This is a genomic window from Pantoea sp. RSPAM1, assembly GCF_038816185.1.
GTDB lineage: Bacteria > Pseudomonadota > Gammaproteobacteria > Enterobacterales > Enterobacteriaceae > Pantoea > Pantoea ananatis.
In genome coordinates this window covers 3,620,726-3,643,510 of the sequence record NZ_CP046137.1, presented here as the reverse complement: position 1 = coordinate 3,643,510, position 22,785 = coordinate 3,620,726, and the positions used below count along the sequence as shown (strand labels likewise).

Annotated in this window: 23 protein-coding genes; 16 read left to right on the top strand and 7 right to left on the bottom strand. The window is 57.4% G+C overall.

What is annotated here, in order from left to right:
* Positions 1–3: 3 nt before the first annotated feature.
* Entirely contained in the window at positions 4–876 is an 873-nt protein-coding gene (locus GKC68_RS17700) for a phytanoyl-CoA dioxygenase family protein (RefSeq protein WP_028724107.1), read from the bottom strand.
* Positions 877–903: 27 nt separating this feature from the next.
* Positions 904–2,427 carry an amino acid ABC transporter permease/ATP-binding protein gene (locus GKC68_RS17695; RefSeq protein WP_028724106.1) on the bottom strand — a complete coding sequence of 508 codons (1,524 nt, stop codon included), beginning with the start codon at positions 2,425–2,427 and terminating at the stop codon, positions 904–906.
* A gap of 423 nt (positions 2,428–2,850) precedes the next feature.
* On the opposite strand from GKC68_RS17695, the gene GKC68_RS17690 reads away from it, so the two are divergent.
* The 5 genes from GKC68_RS17690 to argE all read left to right on the top strand — a co-directional run bounded on the left by GKC68_RS17690 (position 2,851) and on the right by argE (position 7,554).
* On the top strand, positions 2,851–3,762 hold the full coding sequence (locus tag GKC68_RS17690; protein WP_110957284.1) for a LysR substrate-binding domain-containing protein: 912 nt from the start codon (positions 2,851–2,853) through the stop codon (positions 3,760–3,762).
* Positions 3,763–4,006: 244 nt separating this feature from the next.
* The gene (locus GKC68_RS17685) at positions 4,007–5,272 is read left to right on the top strand and encodes an NAD(P)/FAD-dependent oxidoreductase (protein WP_028724104.1); all 1,266 of its coding nucleotides are present in this window, start codon (positions 4,007–4,009) and stop codon (positions 5,270–5,272) included.
* A gap of 17 nt (positions 5,273–5,289) precedes the next feature.
* Complete coding sequence (locus tag GKC68_RS17680; RefSeq protein WP_013024742.1) at positions 5,290–5,724, top strand: RidA family protein; 435 nt, start codon at positions 5,290–5,292, stop codon at positions 5,722–5,724.
* Entirely contained in the window at positions 5,721–6,395 is a 675-nt protein-coding gene (locus GKC68_RS17675) for a DUF1028 domain-containing protein (RefSeq protein ID WP_264228540.1), read from the top strand. Before GKC68_RS17680 ends, GKC68_RS17675 begins: the two co-directional genes overlap by 4 nt.
* Complete coding sequence (gene argE, locus GKC68_RS17670) at positions 6,373–7,554, top strand: acetylornithine deacetylase (protein ID WP_342656375.1); 1,182 nt, start codon at positions 6,373–6,375, stop codon at positions 7,552–7,554. Before GKC68_RS17675 ends, argE begins: the two co-directional genes overlap by 23 nt.
* Positions 7,555–7,614: 60 nt before the next feature.
* Here the strand turns inward: argE and GKC68_RS17665 are convergent, their stop codons facing one another.
* Positions 7,615–8,388, bottom strand: coding sequence for a 2OG-Fe(II) oxygenase family protein (locus GKC68_RS17665; RefSeq protein WP_342656374.1), 774 nt, complete (start codon positions 8,386–8,388; stop codon positions 7,615–7,617).
* A 98-nt stretch (positions 8,389–8,486) separates the two neighbouring features.
* On the opposite strand from GKC68_RS17665, the gene GKC68_RS17660 reads away from it, so the two are divergent.
* A complete protein-coding gene (locus GKC68_RS17660) occupies positions 8,487–9,434 on the top strand; it encodes a LysR substrate-binding domain-containing protein (protein ID WP_264215396.1) in 948 nt (315 codons plus the stop codon).
* A 78-nt stretch (positions 9,435–9,512) separates the two neighbouring features.
* Here the strand turns inward: GKC68_RS17660 and hpxZ are convergent, their stop codons facing one another.
* From hpxZ to GKC68_RS17640, 4 genes are read right to left on the bottom strand one after another with little or no spacing between them, the layout of a single operon-like run.
* Complete coding sequence (hpxZ, locus tag GKC68_RS17655) at positions 9,513–9,896, bottom strand: oxalurate catabolism protein HpxZ (protein WP_028724100.1); 384 nt, start codon at positions 9,894–9,896, stop codon at positions 9,513–9,515.
* Positions 9,896–11,293 carry an AtzE family amidohydrolase gene (locus GKC68_RS17650; RefSeq protein WP_089528581.1) on the bottom strand — a complete coding sequence of 466 codons (1,398 nt, stop codon included), beginning with the start codon at positions 11,291–11,293 and terminating at the stop codon, positions 9,896–9,898. The genes hpxZ and GKC68_RS17650 overlap by 1 nt, the downstream gene beginning before the upstream one ends.
* A complete protein-coding gene (gene hpxX / locus GKC68_RS17645; RefSeq protein WP_028724098.1) occupies positions 11,290–11,472 on the bottom strand; it encodes an oxalurate catabolism protein HpxX in 183 nt (60 codons plus the stop codon). Before hpxX ends, GKC68_RS17650 begins: the two co-directional genes overlap by 4 nt.
* 12 nt (positions 11,473–11,484) lie before the next feature.
* On the bottom strand, positions 11,485–13,071 hold the full coding sequence (locus tag GKC68_RS17640; protein ID WP_028724097.1) for a gamma-glutamyltransferase: 1,587 nt from the start codon (positions 13,069–13,071) through the stop codon (positions 11,485–11,487).
* Positions 13,072–13,227: 156 nt separating this feature from the next.
* On the opposite strand from GKC68_RS17640, the gene hpxU reads away from it, so the two are divergent.
* From hpxU to katG, 10 genes are all read left to right on the top strand, one after another.
* On the top strand, positions 13,228–14,067 hold the full coding sequence (gene hpxU, locus GKC68_RS17635) for a MurR/RpiR family transcriptional regulator HpxU (protein ID WP_028724096.1): 840 nt from the start codon (positions 13,228–13,230) through the stop codon (positions 14,065–14,067).
* 192 nt (positions 14,068–14,259) lie between these two features.
* A complete protein-coding gene (locus tag GKC68_RS17630) occupies positions 14,260–15,045 on the top strand; it encodes a transporter substrate-binding domain-containing protein (protein WP_028724095.1) in 786 nt (261 codons plus the stop codon).
* A 10-nt stretch (positions 15,046–15,055) separates the two neighbouring features.
* Positions 15,056–15,721, top strand: coding sequence for an amino acid ABC transporter permease (locus GKC68_RS17625; RefSeq protein ID WP_028724094.1), 666 nt, complete (start codon positions 15,056–15,058; stop codon positions 15,719–15,721).
* Positions 15,721–16,377: an amino acid ABC transporter permease gene (locus tag GKC68_RS17620; RefSeq protein ID WP_024471625.1), complete on the top strand. Its 657-nt coding sequence runs from the start codon at positions 15,721–15,723 to the stop codon at positions 16,375–16,377. Before GKC68_RS17625 ends, GKC68_RS17620 begins: the two co-directional genes overlap by 1 nt.
* Positions 16,358–17,089, top strand: a complete 732-nt coding sequence (locus GKC68_RS17615; protein WP_028724093.1) for an amino acid ABC transporter ATP-binding protein — start codon at positions 16,358–16,360, stop codon at positions 17,087–17,089. Before GKC68_RS17620 ends, GKC68_RS17615 begins: the two co-directional genes overlap by 20 nt.
* A 21-nt stretch (positions 17,090–17,110) precedes the next feature.
* Positions 17,111–18,346, top strand: coding sequence for an alanine--glyoxylate aminotransferase family protein (locus GKC68_RS17610; protein WP_028724092.1), 1,236 nt, complete (start codon positions 17,111–17,113; stop codon positions 18,344–18,346).
* Positions 18,343–19,596 carry an allantoate amidohydrolase gene (gene hpxK, locus GKC68_RS17605; protein WP_342656373.1) on the top strand — a complete coding sequence of 418 codons (1,254 nt, stop codon included), beginning with the start codon at positions 18,343–18,345 and terminating at the stop codon, positions 19,594–19,596. Before GKC68_RS17610 ends, hpxK begins: the two co-directional genes overlap by 4 nt.
* A gap of 1 nt (position 19,597) precedes the next feature.
* Complete coding sequence (gene uraD, locus GKC68_RS17600) at positions 19,598–20,092, top strand: 2-oxo-4-hydroxy-4-carboxy-5-ureidoimidazoline decarboxylase (protein ID WP_342656372.1); 495 nt, start codon at positions 19,598–19,600, stop codon at positions 20,090–20,092.
* Positions 20,089–20,424 carry a hydroxyisourate hydrolase gene (uraH, locus tag GKC68_RS17595; protein ID WP_028724089.1) on the top strand — a complete coding sequence of 112 codons (336 nt, stop codon included), beginning with the start codon at positions 20,089–20,091 and terminating at the stop codon, positions 20,422–20,424. The genes uraD and uraH overlap by 4 nt, the downstream gene beginning before the upstream one ends.
* Before the next feature lie 136 nt (positions 20,425–20,560).
* Positions 20,561–22,759 carry a catalase/peroxidase HPI gene (gene katG, locus GKC68_RS17590; protein ID WP_028724088.1) on the top strand — a complete coding sequence of 733 codons (2,199 nt, stop codon included), beginning with the start codon at positions 20,561–20,563 and terminating at the stop codon, positions 22,757–22,759.
* Positions 22,760–22,785 lie beyond the last annotated feature (26 nt).

Here is a 22,785-nt window from a genome sequence, read left to right as displayed (position 1 = left end):
CAATCAGACGTTGGCAAGATCCTGACCTGCCTGCTGAACAAAGAACGAGGCCCCGCGCGGTTTCTGCGGCAGGCGAAGTTCATTAGGGGTGCTGCGGACCATGCCGCTTTCGTCACCATAAACCAGCGTTCCGGCATCCGGGCTGGGCAAGGGGTTTTCACCGAAAGGCAGCGCGTCTTCCGCCGCGTACACGGCGATAAACAGGGTGCGCGGCCACTCGGTTTCATTGGGGCTGGAGGCGTGCAGCAACCTTGTGTGCATAAAGCACACGGACCCGGAGGGACCAAAGCAGGCGCTGGGCTGCTGACACTGCTCTTTCACCACCGCAGGCTCGACGGCCCCGGTAAAACGCCCGTCCTGCCAGTGCGAATACAGTGGTCCACGATGGCTGCCCGGCACCACGTTTAGCGGGCCATTTTCCGGCGTAACCTCACTGACCATTAGCAGCGCGGTCACAATATCGTCGTTACTGTGTGGGGTGAACAGGAAATCCTGATGCCACTCCACTTTCGTTGCGGTATGGGGCAGCTTCGAGTTGATCTTGCTGTGATGATAGCGTGCGCCACTGCCACCAATTAACTGCCCGGCAATCTGCGCCATTCGTGACTGCAGTGCCGCATGGCGATAGGCGGCCGAGATGTCGTTTGGTGAGCTCACGCGACGCAAAGAAGGATGTTCGGCACTGTGATCGCTCTCAATGTCGAAACGCGAACGGCCATCCTGCGTATCGCCCCAGGGGGCACTCTGGCTACGGCTTTCCTCAACCCATTGGTCAAAATCGTGCTGCAGCGCGGCGATTTCCTCGCTTGTCAGGACATCTTCAACTACCAGAAATCCCTGCTGGTGATACTGATCTACCTGCCACTGTTCAATCATGGTCGTGCCCTCGTGTTGAATACATCGTTACGCCAGCGAGACATCCTTCAGAAATGCTTCCACGCGCGGATGCTGGCCGTCGCGCAGCGCCTGGGGTGCGTCGTCACAGACCACGCGCCCTTTTTCCATAAAGACAATTCGGTCAGAAACTTTGAAGGCAAAGTTCATCTCATGGGTCACGATCACCATGGTGATGCCTTCGCTTGCCAGGGCTTCAATCACCTGAAGGACTTCATTCACTTTTTCAGGATCCAGCGCTGACGTGGGTTCGTCGAACAGCATGATTTGGGGTCGCATCATTAAGGCGCGTGCAATAGCCACGCGTTGCTGCTGACCACCGGAAAGCTGATGAGGGTATTTCCACGCATGTTCGAGCATGCCGACTTTGAAAAGCAGCGCGGCTGCCTGCTGCTTTAAGGCCTGGGCAGGCGCGAGCTTGTGATAGCGCGGCGCCAGCATCAGGTTATCCATGACGTTGAGGTGGCTGAACAAGTTGAAGCTCTGAAAAACCATCCCAATGTTGAGGCGGTGCTCGGTATGCTCAATGACGCGTGGCTTACGTTGTTCTCCCTGCTGACGAAGGTGAATAAAAGGTTTTCCGTTAATACGAATCTCACCGTTATCGATCTGCTCCAGGCCATTCAGCAGGCGAATCAGCGTGGTTTTTCCCGAGCCTGACGGCCCGATCACCGAGACCACCTCACCAGCGTGGATCTGCAGGTTCACTGCGCCCAGTACTTCAACATTGTTGTAAGCCTTATGAAGACGCAGGGCCTGCAACGCGGGCCCGCTGTCGTGCACTGCCTGACGAACCGGGTTCACCGCCGTGCGTTGTGCGAGGTCGAACAGTTGCGCATCGGGTTTGCCGGAAGGCTGACGCTGCGTGACGTCAAGATAGCGCTCCAGCTGCTTTAACAGGAAGTCAAAGACGGTGACGATCAGCACGTAATAGAAGGCCACGGCAGCCATGGTTTCCATGACCAGAAAGTTCTGCGAGTAAAGCCGCTGGCCGACCATCAAAATTTCGGTAAGTGAGATAACAGAGACCAGCGACGTCAGCTTCACGATCGCGATGTATTCGTTTGCCAGCGCTGGCAAGGCTACACGCAGGGCCTGCGGAATAATAATGCGCCACTGAATACCGGCATAGCGCAGTCCCAGTGCCCGGGCAGCCTCGCTCTGCCCCCTGGGAATTGACAACAGCCCGCCGCGGTGAATCTCCGCGATGTAGGCGCTCTCACAAATGGTCATCGCGATAAACCCGGCCCAAAACGGATCGCTCAATATCGCCGACGTGGCGGGCACTGCCTGTGGCAGGTTGTAAACAAAAATCAGCAGAACCAGTAGGGGCAGGCTGCGAAAGAGCCAGATATAAAATCGGGCAGGCAGCGTCAACAAAGGATGGCGTGACTGCTTGGCCAGCGCCAGAATAAATCCCGCGATAATACTCATTCCCCAGGTCAGCAGGCTCAGTTTGATGACGGTCCAGGTCGCCAGCCAAAAGTTAGCGTCGCTAAACAGACTGAACATATAGTTCCAGTTAAATGTCATGGGCTTGCTCACATTAAACAGAAAAGGGTTAGTTATTTAATTCTGTAATTCACTATGGCGGCATGACGGGAACGATAGCAATTAGTAATTTCTTTGGTTCTGATTTTAAAAAAACTATCCAATGGCTGCCTGCCTTTTTAAATGACGTGTTTTTAATATCACAGGGGAATAATTAGCCTATTGCTTCCCTTTTTGCGCTTATTTAGGGCAGGGCGCTGATCATTAAGACGCAACGTGAGAGTTATTGGTGCAATTTCTTTTTTTGAGCGTCGCGTCCGGTTGCAGCTAAAAATCAGGCGGGCGGTAGTTTTGAATAAAGGGCACGCAGGCTAACTGAACGCAATGTGGCACAGCATTTGCAGCGCTACTTAGTCGAAAACGAAGCAAGGCTTCCGGGGCGCTATAAAAAACAGAGGTAACGCTATGAGTCGCTTTACACTTAAACAGCTCAGGTATTTTGTCGCCGTCGTAGAAACAGAAAGTATTGCTGAAGCTTCGCGCCAGCTGCATATCGCACAGCCCTCTATCTCTGTCTCCATTAAAAATCTGGAAGACGCCTTCGATCAGCAACTGTTGATCCGCCATCATGCTCAAGGGGTTTCTCTGACGCCTGGTGGCCGCCGTTTTTATGAAAAAGCCCAGGAGTTGTTACGTCTGACACATGAGTTTGAGCAAAATTCACGTGCAGATAACACGCTGATTTCAGGGACGATTGCAATAGGCTGCTTCGAATCTGCGGCACCGCTATACATGCCAAAACTGATTGCGGGCTTTAAAAAGCGTTATCCCGACATCACCATTGAACTTTACGACGGCGAGCAGCATGAACTGATGCACGGACTCCATCGCGGACGTTTCGACCTGGCGTTTCTTTACGATCTTGAACTGGATAATACGATACAAAAAACGGCGTTAAACGCGCCGCACAAACCCTATGCGCTCTTACCCGTGAACCATCCGTTAGCCCAAAGAACGCGTGTCACGCTGCGTGAGCTGAGTCAGGAACCCATGATTCTGCTGGATGCTGTACCCAGCAGGAATTACTTCATCAATATTTTCAAAAGCAAAGGTCATCACCCGCAGGTTGCCTACAGTTCGCCCTCCATCGAAATGGTACGGTGCATGGTGGGGCAGGGGTTAGGCTTTTCCGTGCTGGTCACCCGCCCTTACACAGATATGACTTATGATGGTGAAAAACTTGCGCAGATTGATATTGAAGATGAGATGGAAGCCTCGACGTTAATCATGGCCTGGTTAAGTCATAATGAACCGACGCGCCCAACAAAACTTTTTATGGACTATTGCCAGAATAGTGCGTTGGGGCCCATTGCATAAAAGTGCCGCGCAATTATCATGCTATTTGGTAAGAAAAAGAAATGTTTTGCGATAAATCTCATCGGCGAATTTCGCGCTTTATTCGCCGAGTGGCTTTAATAACCCGGCTCGTATCGTCTGCTTATTAATTTCTTATTCAGATATTAGCTTTATAATATTTTACCCATTCACTTGCCTCAAATAGTCTTGGCGCTAGCGCGTGTCAGGAACACGTCATTGAAACGGCGGGCTTGAGGATGGTGGAATGACAATAACAGAGCAAGAAACAGACACCCTGGTGATTGGGGCAGGACAGGCCGGTATCGCCATGAGCGAGCATCTGGGGCGGCTTGGCATTCCGCATTGCGTGCTGGAAAAAAATCGTATTGCTGAGGCATGGCGGACCCGCCGCTGGGATTCGCTGGTCGCCAACGGCCCGGCCTGGCACGACCGGTTTCCCGGCATGACGTTTTCGGGGCAAGATCCCGACAGCTTTGTGCCTAAAGAACAGGTCGCGGACTATTTTGAAGCCTATGCGCAACACATCAAAGCCCCCGTCAAGACGGGCGTCGAGGTCATCAGCGTGGCCCCTCGTGCCGGGCGCAGCGGATTCGATGTCCTCACCTCTGAAGGCCCGCTCGTCGCTCAACGCGTGGTCGTTGCCACAGGCCCCTTTCAGAAGCCTGTTATCCCCGCGATTGCGCCTACGGATGCGGGGTTCACTCAATTGCATTCAGCAGACTATCGTAACCCGCAACAATTGCCCGAAGGCGGCGTGATGGTGATTGGCGCGGGCTCGTCGGGGGTGCAGATTGCCGATGAGCTGCAGCGAGCAGGCAAAGACGTCTGGCTCTCTGTTGGGCCGCACGATCGGCCGCCTCGCCGTTACCGTGACCGGGATTTTTGCTGGTGGTTAGGTGTGCTCGGCCTGTGGGATGCTGCTGCCAGTCAACCGGGTAAAGAGCATGTCACCATTGCGGTCAGCGGCGCGCGCGGCGGCCATACCGTTGACTTTCGCAGGCTGGCGGAACAGGGCATCAACCTGGTCGGGTTAACGGAACGCTTTTCCGGTGATGTCGTGACCTTTAAGCCCGATCTGGCGCAAAACATCGCCTCGGGTGATGAAAACTATTTATCCCTGCTTGACGCGGCAGATGCCTGGGTAAAACGGCATGGCCTGGATTTGCCCGAGGATCCGGCCGCGCGCGCGTTTCTGCCCGATCCGGAAAGCGTCTCGCATCCTGTGCAGTCGCTCAATCTTGTCCGCGCAGGGATCACCACCCTCATCTGGGCAACGGGCTATGCCACCGATTACAGCTGGCTGAAGGTTAACGCCTTTGACGAGAAGCGCAGACCCGTTCATCAACGCGGCGTTTCCACCGAGTCCGGGCTCTATTTTCTCGGGCTACCCTGGCAGTCGCGCCGGGGCTCCTCGTTTATCTGGGGCGTGTGGCATGACGCAAAATATGTCGCCGACCATATTGCTATCCAGCGCCAGTATCAGGATTACCGTGCCGCTTCAGAAAACTGAACCAGGAGACTGTCTTTATGCCAACCCATACACGTATTCGGATGTTTAACACCAAAGAAACCTATCCCAATCAAACGCTGGACAACGATCTCTGCCAGGCCGTGCGTGCAGGTAACACGGTGTACCTGCGGGGCCAGGTCGGCACTGACTTCGACGGCAATCTGATTGGCCTGGGCGATCCGGCGGCGCAGGCGGCGCAGGCGATGAAAAATGTGAAGCAACTGCTGGAAGAGGCAGGAAGCGACTTGTCGCATATCGTCAAAACCACCACCTATATTATCGATCCGCGCTATCGCGAGCCGGTGTACCGTGAAGTGGGAAAATGGCTTAAAGGTGTTTTCCCCGTCTCGACAGGTCTGGTGATCTCAGCCCTGGCGCAGCCGCAGTGGCTGATGGAAATAGATGTCATTGCGGTGATTCCGGATGACTGGAAAGGTGGAGCGACCCAATGACCTTATCGATAACGGCACGTTGTGAAGAAACCGGTCAACTTGGCATCGCCATCAGTTCATCCAGCATCGCCGTGGGCGCGCGCTGCCCCTGGCTGCAGGCTGGCGTGGGGGCCGTATCCAGCCAGAACATTACGCTGCCTTCTTTGGGGCAGCAGATTCTGGTGTATCTGGATCAGGGCCGCCCGCTCGACGTGGCGCTCAAGCTGGCGCTGGCTGAAGACAGATTCAGTGACTACCGTCAGGTCGCCGCAATCGATATCCAGGGGAATACGGCGTTTTTCAGTGGCAGCCAAACCCTGGGGATCTGGAGCGTGGCTGAAGGAAAAAACTGTATCGCCGCAGGCAACATGCTGGCGGACAAAGGGGTGACGACAGCAATGTGTGCGGCTTTTGCCGCGGCCTCTGGGGAACTGGCCTGCCGGCTGCTTGCGGCCCTTCAGGCCGGCGTGGCGGCAGGCGGAGAAGCCGGGCCGTTACATTCTGCCGCGCTCAAACTGGTGGATGACTACACCTGGCCGCTGGTGGATCTGCGCATCGACTTGACAGAGGGCGATCCTGTTGGACAACTGACGCAACTGTGGCTTGCCTATGAACCGCAGATGGAAGCCTATGTCACGCGCGCGCTGGATCCGCGTGAGGCACCCGCCTATGGCGTGCCCGGCGATGAATGACAGGTTGCGGGCGCTTCTGGCCTCACTGCTGGCCTTTGACACCACCAGCCGGGCGTCAAATCTGGCCCTGATTCAGTTTATTGACGACTACCTGACTGACAGAGGCGTGACGACGCAGTGGCTGCATGACGACAGCGGCAAAAAAGCCAATCTGTATGCGCGTCTGGGGCCGGACGATGCGGGCGGGGTCATGCTGGCAGGGCACACGGACGTGGTGCCGGTTGAGGGACAAAACTGGTCCGTCCCCCCTTTTGCCCTGACGGAGCGTGACGGGCGATATTACGGGCGGGGAAGCGCTGACATGAAAGGCTTTATTGCCTGCGTGCTGGCGTCGCTGGATGACTTTCTGCAACAGCCTCTCCGCATGCCCTTACACCTTGCTTTTTCCTATGACGAAGAGGTCGGCTGCCTGGGCGTGCGCTCGCTCATCGCGATGCTCAACGCGTCAGCGGCAAAGCCCGCGATGTGTATCGTGGGTGAGCCGACCGGCATGCAGCCGGTTTATGGACACAAGGGAAAGCGGGCGGTGCGCTGCCGGGTACGGGGCCTTGCCTGCCATTCTGCCTATACGCACCAGGGCGTCAACGCGATTCACTATGCCGGGCGGCTGATTGCACATCTTTTGCATCAGGAAACGGCGCTCAAGCAACGTGATGAACGGTTCGAACCGCCCTACAGCACGCTGCAGGTGGGCACGATTCAGGGCGGAACAGCACTCAATATTGTGCCTGAAACCTGCCAGTTTGATGTGGAGTGGCGAACGCTGCCCGATACGGATGCACAGATCCTGTATGACAGTGTGCGCCACTTCGCTGAAGCTGAGCTGATGCCTGAAATGCAGCGCATTGATCCGTCATGCAACATTGTCTTTCACTCGCTGAGTGACTATCCCGGCTTGTTAACGGATCCGCAGACCGACGTTGCCCGCTGGCTGGCGCAGTGGAGCGGGCAAGACGACTTCACCACGGTGGCCTTTGGCACCGAAGGCGGGTTATTTAACGAGATGGGCATAGCGACCCTGGTCTGTGGGCCGGGAAGTATGGAACAGGGACACAAAGCGGATGAGTTTGTCAGTGTCGATCAGCTTGAACGCTGTATGTCGATGTTGAAAAATCTGTGTCAGTGGATGGCGATAACCGCCGGGAACGCGCTGGGTTAAGCCGCGCGGTGCGGATGCACCGCGCGGTCAGATTATCGGCTAACCCTTTTGCGAGGCAAGTTACAGCCGGCCGTAAAATGTCATTCGGGCCGTCTCAGACAAGGCGATGCCGGGCGCGGTATTGTAGGCCAGCACCGCCAGCATGCGCGTCACGTCACCTTCCGTGGGCGTCACGCGATGCAGTGAATTTCGCCCGCGAAACAGTACCAGGTCTCCGGCTTCAATGGCCAGCTCAGCGACCGGCTGCTGTTCATCCAGCACGGCTGCCACGCCCGCATAATTCATCTCGCCCGCATCGGCATCCCGCAGATCTTTCACATACTGAAACCGCCCGCCGCCGGTTGGTTTCTGCACCAGTAACGTGATGGCAAACGACGAGTTATCGAAATGCCATCCCAGCTCTTTCCCGTGCGAGGCATAGTGAAGGTTAATGGACGATAAAGGATCGGCGTAGGGATACAACGCCTCTTCATCAAGCACCTCGCACAAAAAAGACTGAAAAAGGGCATCGTCGTAGAGCTGACGCAGCGGAGAGTCCGGCGCGATGACGTCATCAGTAATACAGCCCTTAGTGCTACTGACTTCGCGGTTTCTCGGGTGCGTCTCGCTAAACGCAGGGTCCGTTTTCATCAGGTAGACGTTATGCTTACTTTGGGTATGGTAAGCACGGTGGCGTTGCGCATCGCCTTCTGCGACGACGGCCGTTAAGGCGGCGGGCTGTAAAAAATTGCGCAAGACCAGCGCGCCCTGCTGATGAAGTTGCGTCCGACACTGTTGACGCCAGGCGTGACTGGACAGAGGATGTAAGTCAGTGCGTACCAAAGATTCAGCCATCGTTTATTTCCTACGCGTGATTATTTAGTCATCACTGTAACGAGGCCCGATTGTACTGGATACCAATAAATATTTAAGACCCTGATAAGGAAGCCTTAATGCCCACGCCGTCGTTGCGCCTGCCTAAAATCAACGTGATTCAGTCATTCAAAGTGGCTGCGGAAACCGGCAGCCTGACCAAGGCGGCGGCGCATTTGGCCTTGACGCCCGCCGCGGTGAGCCAGCAGATTCGTCAGCTGGAAGATCATCTTGGCTGCGCCCTGTTTTTACGTACCCAGCAGGGTGTCATGCTGACTGAGATGGGCAGGCAGTATCTCCGCTACGTGGCGGAAGCCTTCGATATACTGCAGCTTGGCCAACGGAATCTCGGGCGAAAAGATACCGCCGCTCAGCTTACGCTGTATGCGCTTCCCGCACTGGCATCAAAATGGGTCCTGCCGCATTTGTCTGACTGGCGCGCGCGCTGCCCGCATGTCGGCCTCGCTCTTCATGGCACGCACGCCGACGTAGACTTCAGTAAAACCCCGGCTGATTTTGTTATTTGCTTTGGGGAAGAGGCCTATCCCAGGCTGAACAAACAGTATCTGTTCCATGATGAGGTTTTTCCGGTCGCCAGCCCCGCGCTGATCAATACCTTTGCTGCCGCAGACAGATTAAGCCAGGCTCCGCTGATTCATCTCGACTGGGGAAAAGAGGGACGTTTTCTGCCGGACTGGCCTGCGTGGTTTGAGGCAAAAGGACTCCCTGAGCCCGTGGCGCAGCCCGGCCTGACGTTTAATCTGACCTCACTGGCGATTGATGCGGCGGTGGCAGGCGCGGGGATGCTGTTAGGGCAACGTCGCATGATTGCCGGGGAACTGGCCCGGGGCGAGCTGGTGGCGATCGATTCCTTATGTCTGCCGCTCAGTAAACCCTATTACCTTGCCTGGCCTGCGCGGACAGCCAGCCAGCAGGGAAGTGAGGAGATGATTGCCTGGCTGCAGGAACGCGCGGCAGAGCGCGTTCCTGCCGGAAAGCCAGCCGGGGATGCCGCCTCCCTTTCCTGAGGGCCTGCACTGGTCAACGGGGCGATGGTAGACCCGCATGAAGGTGAGGCATCCTTGCCTCTGGCGCAATGAATTGGTTTAACTCATCAGACTGACCTGGGCCGCGACGATGCGCCAGCCTGAGGGGAATTTCACCCAGGTTTGTTGCTGACGGCCAATTTTCTCCGTGCCCGCACGGGTAAATTCGGTACTGCATACCGCGAAGTCATCACCAAAGGTGGTGATTACCGTGTTCTGTAAGGTGCGATCCAGCCCCGCCGAAGGACGGGCAGCACGGAAAGCGCGAATCTCATCAATGCCATACAGGTTCTCTCCGGCACCCAGCCGCACCGTTCTGGCATCGTGCCAGAAAAGCGCATCCAGCACGGCAATATCGTTGCCCGTCAGCGCCTGTTCGTAACGGTAAAAGGCGGCGGTGACGGCATCCAGCACGTCGGGACGGTTAATCTCTTCAGTATTCATCAGGCTCCAGCCATACAGGTAGGCGAAAATGTCAGACCTTGTTGTTCAAGGGCAAAGGCGGCTCGTAATACCGCCTGTTCGTTAAACGGCGCACCGATAAGCTGCACGCCAATCGGCAAGCCGCTTGCCGTGGCCAGCGGAACAGTACAAACGGGCAGGCCGAGAAAAGAGATCGGTTGGGTTAACATGCCCATGCTGGCCTTGGTCGGCAAGTTCTGCCCGTTGATGGCGATGGTTTCCTGGCCTGTCAGCGGCGCGCTGCAAGGGGTGGCGGGGGCGATCAGGACATCAAACCGCTCAAACAACGGCAGTGTTTGCTGTTGGAAATGACGACGGAAGCGTTGCGCCTGCACATACCACGCACCCGGCAGCATCGCGCCCGCCAGCAGGCGCTCACGGGAATGAGGTTCGAACCGTTCAGGTTGCTGACGCAGCGCCGGCAGATAGTGATTGCCGCCTTCTGATGCGGTCATAATAAAGGCGGCTGAGCGGGCCAGTTCGGCTTCCGCCATAATCACTTCCTCACTAGCCTGCAACGCGGTCGCGATTTGAATCTGCGCGGCACGGGCATCATGATCGCACCACGTCGAAAAGAACCCGCCCAGAACCGCACAGCGCAAATCCTGTGCCCCCCGTTCCAACTGAGGCCGCGTGGGTGCCTGAGGCCGATCGGCCTGAAAGGCATCCATGCTGTCTTTACCCTGCAGGAGATCGTAAACCTGCGCCAGATCGTCAACGCGGCGGGCAAAGGGACCGATGTGATCCAGACTGGCGACAAACGGATGGCTACCGCTGCGGGACAGGCGACCAAAGGTTGGCTTCAGGCCAAAGATGCCGCACAGGGAAGCCGGCACGCGTATCGATCCATTGGTATCCGTGCCCAGCGAGAAAGGCACCAGTCCGGCCGCCACGGCTGCCGCTGAACCGCCGGAGGATCCCCCGGCGATCCGCGCCAGATCATGCGGATTGCGCGTGGCGCCATAGTGGCTGTTTTCAGTGGTAAAACCGTAGGCATAGGCATCCATATTCACCATGCCAGAAAGCAGGGCGCCGGCCTGTTGCAGTTGGGTGATGGCAAAGGCGTCACGGTCGGCTGCCGGGCGCTGACGAAATAATTCAGCCCCAGCCAGGGTTGAGTAATCCTGCACATCAAACAGGTTTTTTACCGCATAGGGAATGCCCGCCAGCGGTGGTAACATCTCGCCGCGCAGGCGTTGTTTATCAATCGCATCCGCTTCCTGCAACATTCGCGTTGAAGTAATATCCGTCCAGGCATTAAGCTGCGGATTCTGTTTCTCAATCGCGGCCAGCGTCTGCTCCGCCACTTCACGCGCACTGATCGCTCCCTGCTGAATCTTCTGCTGAAGTGCCTGAATGGAAACCTCGCTCAGCCTCATGCGGTATATACTCCTGCAACTTCAAGACGATCGTCCAGCGGATAAGCCATCAGCGGGGCCGCCATATCGGCAATGCGCGTCATCTGGACCAGCAGCGCTGCACGGCGTGCGTCGTCCAGCTCCAGATGAAGAATGTGTTCCATTTGGGCGATATAGGTTGCCCACTCAATGTGATTCATAACGTACTCCTGTCAAAAACCGGCGGCGCTGCCGTTGCTACGCGGATCGCTTGCGCCTTCGAACATACCGTTGTTGTGACGAACAATCGCACCTGCATGGCCGACGACTTCACTGAATGGCGGAAGTGACTCCACCTCATGGCCTAACTGACGTAACCGCTCCAGCGTTTCTGGCGCGAAGCGACTCTCCAGCTTGAGGGAATCCGAGGTCTGTCCCCATGTTCGGCCCAACAACCAGCGGGGTTCGCTGACCGCCTGTTGCAGCGGCAGGCGCTGAATCACATGGCGGGTAAAAATGGCAGCCTGGGTCTGGGGCTGTCCGTCACCGCCCATGGATCCATATACCATCGTCCGGCCGTCTTTCAGGCGTGCCGCGGCAGGGTTCAGCGTGTGGAAAGGTTGTTTGCCCGGGGCGAGTGCCAGCAGGTGATCGGGATCGAGGCTGAAAGCCGCCCCGCGGTTTTGCCAGACGATCCCGGTGCCGGGCATCACCACGCCACTGCCAAATTCATGATAAATGCTCTGGATAAAAGAGACGGAAAGGCCGCTGCTGTCCATGACGCCCATCCAGACGGTATCGCCGGGGCCTCGTCCGGTTCCCCACGGCGCGGCGCGGTTATCATCAATCTGGCTGGCGATCGTTGTGAGCAGATCGCTGTCGAGCAGCGCCTGCAGATCGTCCACCACATGACGGGGATCGGTGATGTGCCGATCGCGTAAAGCAAACGCTTTTTTTGTTGCCTCAACGATGCGGTGAATGGTTTGTGCTTCATCGGCATTCGCCATATCCAGACGATCGGTAATGCCCAGGATCGCCAGAGAAACCAGCCCCTGCGTCGGTGGTGTGATATTCCAGATATCGCCTTCGCTATGTCTGACATGCAACGGCTTGACCCGACTGGCCCGCTGCTGCTGTAAATCGGCCAGGGTAACGGGAATGCCCAGGTTGACCATCTCGCCAGCCAGATGGTGCGCCAGCGTGCCGCGATAAAAGCTTTCCAGCCCTTCTTCACTTAACAGGCTGAGCGTGCGCGCCAGATCGGGTTGGGTGAAACGACTGCCTTCCGCCGGAACATCCCCGTCCGGCAAAAACAGGGCGGAAAAGCCGGGCTGATGCTGGAGCTCTTCGCGCTTGCTGCGGGTGGCCGCGGCCTGTGAGGCCGTGACCGGAATGCCGTCTGCCGCGTAACGCACCGCGTCACGCAGTAATCGTGCCAGGGGCAGGGGCGTGCCGCCGAGCTCGGCTGACAGTGCCAATGCCTCATGCCATCCGCTTACCGTGCCCGCCACCGTTAATGCGGCTTTTGGCCCGCGATGTGGAATGTGCGTTTCACCCTGATAGAAGTCGATATTTGCAAGAGAACCCGCTCTGCCGCTGGCGTCGATAGCAATGGGGTCGCCCTTACCCGGCATTATCAGCCAGAAACCGTCCCCGCCCAGGCCGTTCATATGCGGATAGACGACGGCAATTGTCGCAGCAGCGGCCACCATGGCCTCAATCGCGTTGCCACCTTCACGCAGCACCGCCAGCGCACTTTCGCTGGCCAGATGATGAGGCGTTACCGCCATGCCCAGCGGGGCCATATTGCTCTGAATCATGCTCTTCTCAATGTGTTATTCAGGGTACAGAACCAATAACCAAGCAAGAGCCGTTCCAGTTTTTATCGCCGCTAAGGAGTGGAACCGGTTTATCTGGCCCAAAATATGCTAGCTTCTGTTAAACCCCGCGGTTGAAACAAAAGTTACAGGACCTGAATGAAACAGCTTGATGAACGGCTCAAAACCCATTACCCCCAGCTTTCGCCGCAGGAGCAGCGCATTGCCGACTTTATCTTTGACCACTTTGACGATCTGATTAGCTATAACAGCGCCGAGCTGGCGCGCCTGAGCGGCGTGTCAAAAGCGACCGTCAGCCGGCTGTTTAAACGGCTCGGTTATGACAAATACAAAGATATGCGCGATGAGCTGCGTACCCTGCGCCAGAGCGGGATGCCGCTAACGGATAACCGCGATGCCGTGCAGGGCAATACCTTACTGTCGCGCCACTACAAGCAGGAGATGGCCAACCTGACACAATGGGTAAACAGCATTGATGCCCGGCAGTTTACGGAGGTGATCGCTCAACTGGCGCAGGCGAAACGTATCTACATTGTCGGCATGCGCAATGCCTATCCGGTGGCGCTGCACCTGCGCCAACAGCTGATACAGACACGCTCGCAGGTGTATATTCTGCCTCAGCCGGGCCAGACGCTGGCCGAGGACCTGGTGGACATAACGCCTGAGGATATGGTCGTGGTTATTGCCTTCCGGCGGCGCACCCGCATTATTCAGCCGCTGATGCAGCAGTTGAAAAGTGCTGCTATTCCCGTGCTGGCGCTGTGCGAGCCTCAGGCGCAGAGCGTTATCTCGCTCGCGCGCTGGCAGATCTGCGCACCGCTGGACAGCGTGTCAGCGTTTGACAGTTACGCGTCGGCCATGAGCCTCATCAACCTGCTTGCCAATGCCTTGTTGCATGAACTGCTGTCAGACGGACGCCAGCGCATTCATCATATTGCCGATCTCTATCACCAGCTTGACGAGCTGGAGCACCGTTAACAGGCACCGTTTTGGTGCTTTGCCCCGTTTTGGAACGTCCTGCGGGGCAACGTCTGCTGCCTCTTTCCCGCAATAAATACCCCTCGTCAGCCATTGAGGCGCATTTTTCAGCGTGCGTCCGCGTTGGCACATTAGTTGCAGAATGCCATCAATAAGAATCTTTTGTTTCACATAATCTCACCGGGGTGCATAATGAAAAAAGTTCTGATGGCGGTTGCAGCAGCGGCAGTACTGATGGTGCAGGCGGGCAACGTGTTGGCCGACCAACTGCAGGATATCCAGAAACGCGGCGTGCTGCGGGTTGCGGTACCGCAGGATTTTCCGCCGTTTGGCTCAGTGGGGACCGATCTGCAGCCCCAGGGCTATGACATCGACATGGCGAAGTATCTGGCTAAGCAGATGAAACTTAAGTTGCAGCTGGTGCCGGTCACCAGCGCGAACCGCGTACCTTACCTGCAAACGGACAAAGTTGACCTGGTGATCTCCAGCATGGGGAAAAACCCGGAACGCGAAAAGGTGATCGATTTTAGCCGGGCCTATGCGCCGTTCTTTCTGGGCGTTTTCGGTCCTAAAGGCGATCATCTGAAAGATGCCGCCGCGCTGAGCGGTAAATCTGTCGGCGTCACCCGCGGCGCGGTAGAAGATATGGTATTGAGTGAGGTGGCCCCTAAGGATGCGCAGGTGAAACGTTATGAAGATAACAACACCACCTTATCCGCTTACCTCTCCGGCCAGGTGCAGTACGTGGCAACGGGTAACCTGGTGGTCGCGGCCATTACGCGTCAGAACCCGGCAAAAGCGCCTGTCGCGCAATTTATGCTGAAAGACTCGCCGTGCTATATCGGATTGAAGAAAGACGAGCCGGCGCTCAAAGAGAAAGTGAATACGCTGATCGACCAGGGCATTAAAGACGGCACGCTGAATAAAATGTCCGAAGAGTGGCTGAAAGCGCCGCTGCCAGCCAACCTGGGCGCATAAGGACGGAGCAATGACCGGGCAACTTAATTTCCCTGCATTGTGGCCGTACTGGCCGGAGTTGCTCTCCGGCCTGTGGGTAACGATCCAGTTAACCGTGCTGGCAACGGTCGGGGGCGTCAGTATCGGTATCCTCGGCGCGGCGCTGCGCAGTGGTAAACCCAGTTGGTTAAGCCGCCTGTGGGGCCTCTACGTTGAACTGATACGCAACACGCCGTTTGTGGTGCAGCTGTTCTTTATTGTGTTCGGCTTACCGAACCTGGGGCTGAAACTCACGGCGGGTGAAGCCGCGCTGCTGGCCATGCTGGTTAACCTGGGGGCTTACAGTACGGAAATTATCCGTGCCGGTATTCAGGTCACGCCAAAAGGGCAGTGGGAAGCCGGTCGGGTTCTGGGGTTGACGCGCAGCCAGACCTTTTTACGCGTGGTGTTGCCGCCGTCGCTGCAGCGGATTTATCCGGCGCTGGTGAGCCAGTGCATCATCGTGATGCTGGGGTCGTCGGTGGTCTCGCAGGTCTCCTATGAGGAACTGACCTTTGCCGCCAACCTGATTCAGTCGCGCACCTTTTTAAGTTTCGAAGTCTACTCGGTGACCACGTTGATCTACCTGGCGTTGTCGATTGTGATGCGTCAGCTGCTGCTGGCGGTGGGCCGCAAATGGCTGGGGGTGCAGGCATGATGACAACCTTTACAGACTGGGACATCCTGCGCAATCTGCTGCTGGCGGCGCGCTGGACCATCGCCCTGTCGCTGGTGGCCTTTTTAGGCGGCACGCTGGTCACGCTGCCGCTGCTGTTTTTACGCCTGTTAAAGCGTAAATGGCTGACGCGCGTGATCCGTGCCTATACCGAACTGTTCCAGGGCACGCCGCTGCTGATGCAGCTGTTTCTGGCTTTCTTTGGCGTCGGACTGTTCGGTATCGACGTCGCGCCCTGGACCGCCGCCTCGCTGGCGCTGACTTTTTATACCAGCGCGTTTCTGCTGGATATCTGGCACGGCAGTATTCAGGCGCTGCCCAAGGGCCAGTGGGAAGCATCACGCTGCCTCGGGCTAGATTTTGGTCAGACGCTGACGCGAGTCATCGCACCCCAGGCGATTCGCATTGCGATTGCTCCTACGGTGGGATTTGCGGTGCAGGTGATCAAAGGCACGGCGCTGGCATCCATTATCGGGTTCGTCGAGCTGACCAAGGCCGGCACCATTCTGAATAACGTGACCTATCAGCCGTTTAAAGTCTTTGGGCTGGTGGCACTGGGCTACTTCCTGCTGTGTTATCCGCTGTCGCGTTACAGCCAGTATCTGGAGAAAAAATTTAATGCCGCTCATCACCATTAATCAGGTGCAGAAGTATTACGGCACCAACCACGTTCTCAAAGGCGTGGATCTGGATATCGATATGGGAGAAGTGATCTCCATTATCGGGCGCAGCGGTTCAGGAAAAAGTACGCTGCTTCGCTGCATGAACGGGCTGGAAGGCTATCAGGATGGCAGCATTAAACTCGGTGGTATGACCATCACCGACCGCGATTCTCAGGCGCGGGAAATCAGCCGTTCCGTGGGCATGGTGTTTCAGAACTTCAACCTGTTCCCACACATGACGGCGCTGGAAAACGTCATGCTGGCGCCGCGTCGGGTGCTGAAAAAGAGTCAGGCTGAGTGCCGTGAACTGGCGGTCCGCATGCTGGAAAAAGTGGGGCTGGGCGAGCGGCTGGATTATTACCCCTCCAGCCTGTCAGGCGGACAGCAACAGCGCGTTGCCATTGCTCGCGCGCTGGCGATGGAGCCCCGCGTCTTACTGTGTGATGAGATCACCTCAGCGCTGGACCCGGAGCTGGTTGGTGAAGTGCTAAAAGTGCTGGAACAGCTTGCCGCCGAAGGCATGACGTTGATTCTCGTCACCCATGAAATGAACTTCGCCCGCGACGTGGGCGATCGTGTGGTCTTTATGCATCAGGGGCGCGTCTGGGAGCAGGGCGACAGCAAAACGCTGTTCGCCCATCCGCAGACGGCGGAGCTAAAGCAGTTTATTTCCTCTGTGCGTCTGTGAGTGCTTAACAAGGAATTCACTATGGATATCTCTCAATTTCCGCAAATTAATCCACCCCAGCGCCTGCTCATGGGGCCCGGTCCAATCAACGCCGATCCGCGCGTGCTGCGCGCCATGTCGAGCCCACTGCTCGGGCAATACGATCCGGCGATGACGCAATACATGAACGAAGTGATGGCGTTGTATCGTGGCGTGTTTCGCACCGAAAACCGCTGGACGTTACTGATCGACGGCACCTCACGCGCCGGTATTGAGGCAATTCTGCTGTCGGCGATTCGCCCCGGCGACAAAGTGCTGGTGCCAATCTATGGCCGTTTTGGTCATCTGCTGTGTGAAATTGCTCGCCGCTGCCGGGCCGACGTGCACACGATTGAGGTGCCGTGGGGGGAAGTCTTTACGCCCGATCAGATCGAAGACGCGATCAAAAAAGTGAAGCCGCGCCTGTTGCTGACCGTGCAGGGCGATACCTCAACCACCATGCTACAACCGCTGGCTGAGCTGGGGGCGATCTGCAAAAAATATGGCGTGCTGTTTTACACCGATGCCACGGCGTCGCTGGCGGGCAATGCGCTGGAGACTGACGCATGGGGACTGGATGCGGTATCGGCGGGTATGCAGAAGTGCCTGGGCGGCCCGTCAGGAACCTCGCCGATCACGCTGAGTGACGAGATGGCGGCGATCATCCGTAAGCGCAAATGTGTCGAGCAGGGGATCCGCACCGAGGCGCATCAGGACGGCGACGACGAGATGATCTACTCCAACTATTTCGATCTCGGCATGATCATGGATTACTGGGGCCCGGAACGCCTCAATCACCACACGGAAGCCACCAGTGCCCTGTTTGGCGCCCGTGAATGCGCCCGCCTGATTCTGCAGGAAGGGCTGGATAACGGCATTGCGCGCCACAAGTTGCACGGTGAGGCGATGTTAAAAGGCATTCAGGGGATGGGGTTGGAAACCTTTGGCGATCTCAGCAACAAAATGAGCAATGTTCTGGGCGTTGTCATTCCTCAGGGCGTCAATGGCGATGAAGTGCGTAAGCTGATGCTGGAGGATTTTGGCATTGAGATCGGTACCTCGTTTGGTCCACTGCATGGCAAAGTCTGGCGCATCGGCACCATGGGGTACAACGCGCGTAAAGACTGCGTGATGCAAACCCTGGCCGCACTGGAAATGGTGCTGTCGCATGTCGGCTACCGTACACCACAGGGCGCGGGCTCGCAGGCAGCATGGAACCATTACGGGAGCCATGCATGATGATGAATGCCAGCGAGGCTCAGGTTGCCGCCCGGCGCGTGATGGCGCGCTGTGACGCGCTGGCTGAGATCAGTGAAAGCGAACAAGGGCTGACACGGGTGTATCTGTCGCCGGAACACCTGCGTGCCAATGCGCGCGTCGGTGAGTGGATGCAGGCCGCCGGTATGACGGTCTGGCAGGATGAAGTCGGCAACATCTGCGGTCGCTACGAAGCTGCCCAGCCCGGTGCACCGGCACTGCTGCTGGGCTCGCATCTGGACACGGTGCGTAATGCGGGCCGTTATGACGGCATGCTGGGCGTGTTGAGTGCGATTGAAACCGTCCAGTGGCTGCACGATCGCCAGCGTCGCCTGCCTCTGGCCATTGAAGTGATTGGCTTTGGGGATGAAGAGGGCACCCGTTTTGGCATTACCTTACTGGGCAGCCGCGGCATTACCGGCACCTGGCCTGACAGCTGGCCAACTCATCCTGATGGTAACGGTATTACGGTGGCGCAGGCGATGAGTGATGTCGGTCTGGACGCCAGCCAAATCGCGCGCGCTGCGCGCAACGTCAGCGATATCGTGGCCTATCTGGAACTGCATATTGAGCAGGGCCCCTGCCTGGAGCAGGAAGATCTCGCGCTCGGGGTGGTCACAGCGATCAACGGTGCCCGTCGCCTCAATTGCTGTTTCACCGGTGAGGCGGGTCATGCCGGTACGGTACCCATGGCGCATCGTAAAGATGCATTGGCTGCCGCCGCAGAGTGGATGGTGTTCATTGAGCACACCACGCGCGAGCAGACATCGCCGCTGGTCGCCACGGTAGGTACGTTGAGCTGCGCTCCGGGCGCGGTAAACGTCATTCCGGGCGAGGTGAATCTGTCGCTTGATGTGCGCGGGCCTGAGGACGCGCCGCTTGAAGCGCTGCTGTCCACCTTGCTGACCCAGGCGGAAGCGATTGCCCTGCGTCGCGGTTTAGCCTTCAGCGCGCAGGAATATTACCGTATCGCGGCGACGGCCTGCAATGCCGGATTGCAGGAGGCGCTGAGCCACGCGGTTGAAACCGTACAGGGGCGCAGCCTGGCCCTGCCCAGTGGCGCAGGCCATGATGCTATCGCAATCGCAGAACGCTGGCCGGTGGGCATGTTGTTTGTGCGTAACCATCGTGGCATCAGCCACCATCCGGCCGAATCGATCAATGAAACTGACGTCGCGCCAGCGGTTCAGGCCTATTTGCAGGCCGTTTGCCACCTTGCGGAGCAGCATTAAAATGGATTTAGATACCTTTAACCAGTTACCTGACGCCGCCGCCCAGCTTGCCCTGTCGCACTGCGTCGCGCTGCCGCACTGGCAGCAGGCGCTGGTGGCGGCTCGCCCGTTTCACAGCCTGGATGCCCTGCTGACAGAGGCTCACCAACTGACACAAGACTGGCAGGAGGACGATCTGAATCAGGCGCTCTCCGCACATCCGCGCATCGGGGAAAAGGCACAGGGCGACGAGAAGGAAAAACAGTTGTCGCGTAGCGAGCAATCGGCGATGCAACAGGCAGAGGATGCGTTACAGCAGGCGATGGTGCAGGGCAACCAGGCTTATGAGGCGCGCTTTAACCGTGTCTTTTTGATCCGGGCGAAAGGGCGCAGCGCACAGAATCTGCTTGATGAACTTACACGGCGGCTGGACAACAGCCCGGAAAGCGAGCGCCAGGAAGCCCTGGCGCAACTTCGCGAAATCACCCTGCTGCGCCTGAAGGAGAGTTTTTCATGAGCACGATCAGCACCCATATTCTGGATACGGCGCTGGGTAAACCCGCGCCGGGCGTAGCCATGTTGCTGGAACAGCACAGTGCACAAGGCTGGGTAACCTGTGCCCAGGGCGTGACGGATAGCGATGGTCGCCTGAAGGATCTGACACCTGAGCCGCTTGCGCCGGGACAGTACCGCCTGACTGCCGCGATTGGCGAATACTTCCGCGCAGGCGGACGAGAAACGTTGTACGTCAGCGCGCAAATTGATTTTGTGCTGACGGAAAGCGCCAGCCATTACCATCTGCCATTTTTAATCTCGCCCTGGAGCTGGTCTACCTATCGCGGCAGTTAACAGGTGCATCAGGCGCAGCGTTTTTCCGCTGCGCTTGAGAGCTAACGGCTATCAATACCTTCGGCCCATCCGACTATATTCCTGCTAACGCCAGGGTTATCTTAACGATGACAATGTGAAGGCAACGGAGCCGATAATGAGCACGCCAAAAGATAATGATGTAGCCGCTTCAGGTAAATGTCCCTTTCATCACGGTAAATCGGAAGAAGAAAGCGTTCTGGCTCGTGGAGCCGGCAGTGGCACCAGCAATCGCGACTGGTGGCCCAACATGTTACGCGTGGATCTGCTGAACCAGCACTCCAGTCGTTCTAATCCTCTCGGCGAAAACTTCAACTACCGCGAAGAATTCAGCAAGCTGGACTATTCCGCACTGAAAGCCGATATCCGGGCGTTGCTCACCGACTCCCAATCCTGGTGGCCTGCCGACTGGGGCAGCTACATTGGCCTGTTCATCCGCATGGCCTGGCACAGTGCCGGTACTTACCGCACCATCGACGGGCGCGGTGGCTCTGGCCGGGGTCAACAGCGTTTCGCGCCGCTGAACTCCTGGCCAGATAACGTCAGTCTGGACAAAGCCCGCCGCCTGCTGTGGCCGGTCAAGCAAAAATATGGCCAGAAAATTTCCTGGGCCGACCTCTATATTCTCGCGGGTAACGTTTCGCTGGAAAACTCAGGTTTCCGTACCTTTGGTTTCGGTGCCGGTCGTGAAGACGTCTGGGAACCGGATATGGACGTAGACTGGGGAAATGAAACCGAGTGGCTGGCCCACCGTCATCCGGAAAGCCTGGCTAACGCTCCGCTGGGTGCGACCGAAATGGGGCTGATCTATGTGAACCCAGAGGGACCAGAAGCCAGCGGCGATCCGGCTTCTGCCGCGCCAGCCATTCGCGCCACCTTCGGCAACATGGGCATGAACGATGAAGAGATCGTCGCGCTGATTGCCGGCGGACATACGTTGGGTAAAACCCACGGTGCTGCGGCGGCCAGTCATGTTGGCGTTGATCCGGAAGCGTCACCTATTGAAGCGCAGGGCTTCGGCTGGAACAACAGCCACGGCAGCGGTGTGGGTGCCGATGCCATTACGTCCGGTCTGGAAGTGGTCTGGACGCAGACGCCAACCCAGTGGAGCAACTACTTCTTTGAGAACCTGTTCAAATATGAATGGGTAAAAACGCACAGCCCGGCAGGAGCGATTCAGTATGAAGCCGTTAACGCGGAAGCCATTATTCCGGATCCGTTCGATCCTGAGAAAAAGCGTAAACCCACCATGCTGGTTACGGACCTGACGCTGCGTTTTGACCCGGAGTTCGAGAAAATTTCTCGCCGCTTCCTTAACGATCCGCAGTCCTTTAACGAAGCCTTTGCCCGTGCCTGGTTTAAACTGACCCACCGCGATATGGGGCCCAAAGCGCGTTACATCGGTCCGGAAGTACCCAAAGAAGACCTGTTGTGGCAGGATCCGTTACCGCAGCCGACACATCAGCCTACGCCAGCCGATATCAGTGAGCTGAAAGCGAAAATCGCGGCATCGGGTCTGACGGTAAGCCAGCTGGTTTCAGCGGCGTGGGCATCGGCATCAACTTTCCGGGGAGGCGACAAACGCGGCGGAGCAAACGGGGCGCGCCTGGCGCTGGCACCGCAGAACAGCTGGGCAGTGAATGCCAGCGTAATTCACGACGTGTTACCGAAACTGCAGCAGATTCAGCAGGAATCCGGCAAGGCCTCGCTGGCTGACGTTATCGTCCTGGCGGGCAGCGTCGGCATCGAAATGGCCGCTGCTGCTGCGGGTGTGGCCGCACAGGTCCCCTTTACGCCAGGTCGCGTGGATGCGCGTCAGGATCAAACCGACGTGGAATCCTTTAATGTGCTTCAGCCGCTGGCAGACGGGTTCCGTAACTACCGTCGTGTGAAAGGCGGCTCCTCGACCGAAACTCTGCTGCTGGATAAAGCGCAGCAGCTGACGTTGAGCGCGCCAGAACTGACCGTGTTGCTCGGTGGCCTGCGCGTGCTGGGCACCAACTTTGACGGCAGCCATCACGGCGTCTTCACTGACCGCGTCGGCGTCCTGAGTAATGATTTCTTCGTAAATTTACTGGATATGCGCACCGCCTGGCGTGCAACTGACAGCAGTGAAGAGATCTTTGAAGGCCGCGATCGTCAGAGTGGTGAAGTGAAGTACAGCGCGACACGTGCCGATCTGGTGTTCGGTTCCAACGCCATCCTGCGCGCCCTGGCAGAAGTCTATGCCAGCAGCGATGCGAAACAGAAGTTTGTGTCTGACTTCGTCGCGGCCTGGACAAAAGTGATGAACCTCGACCGTTTCGATCTGCAGTAACAGCCTGAACAATCCCCGGCCTGGCC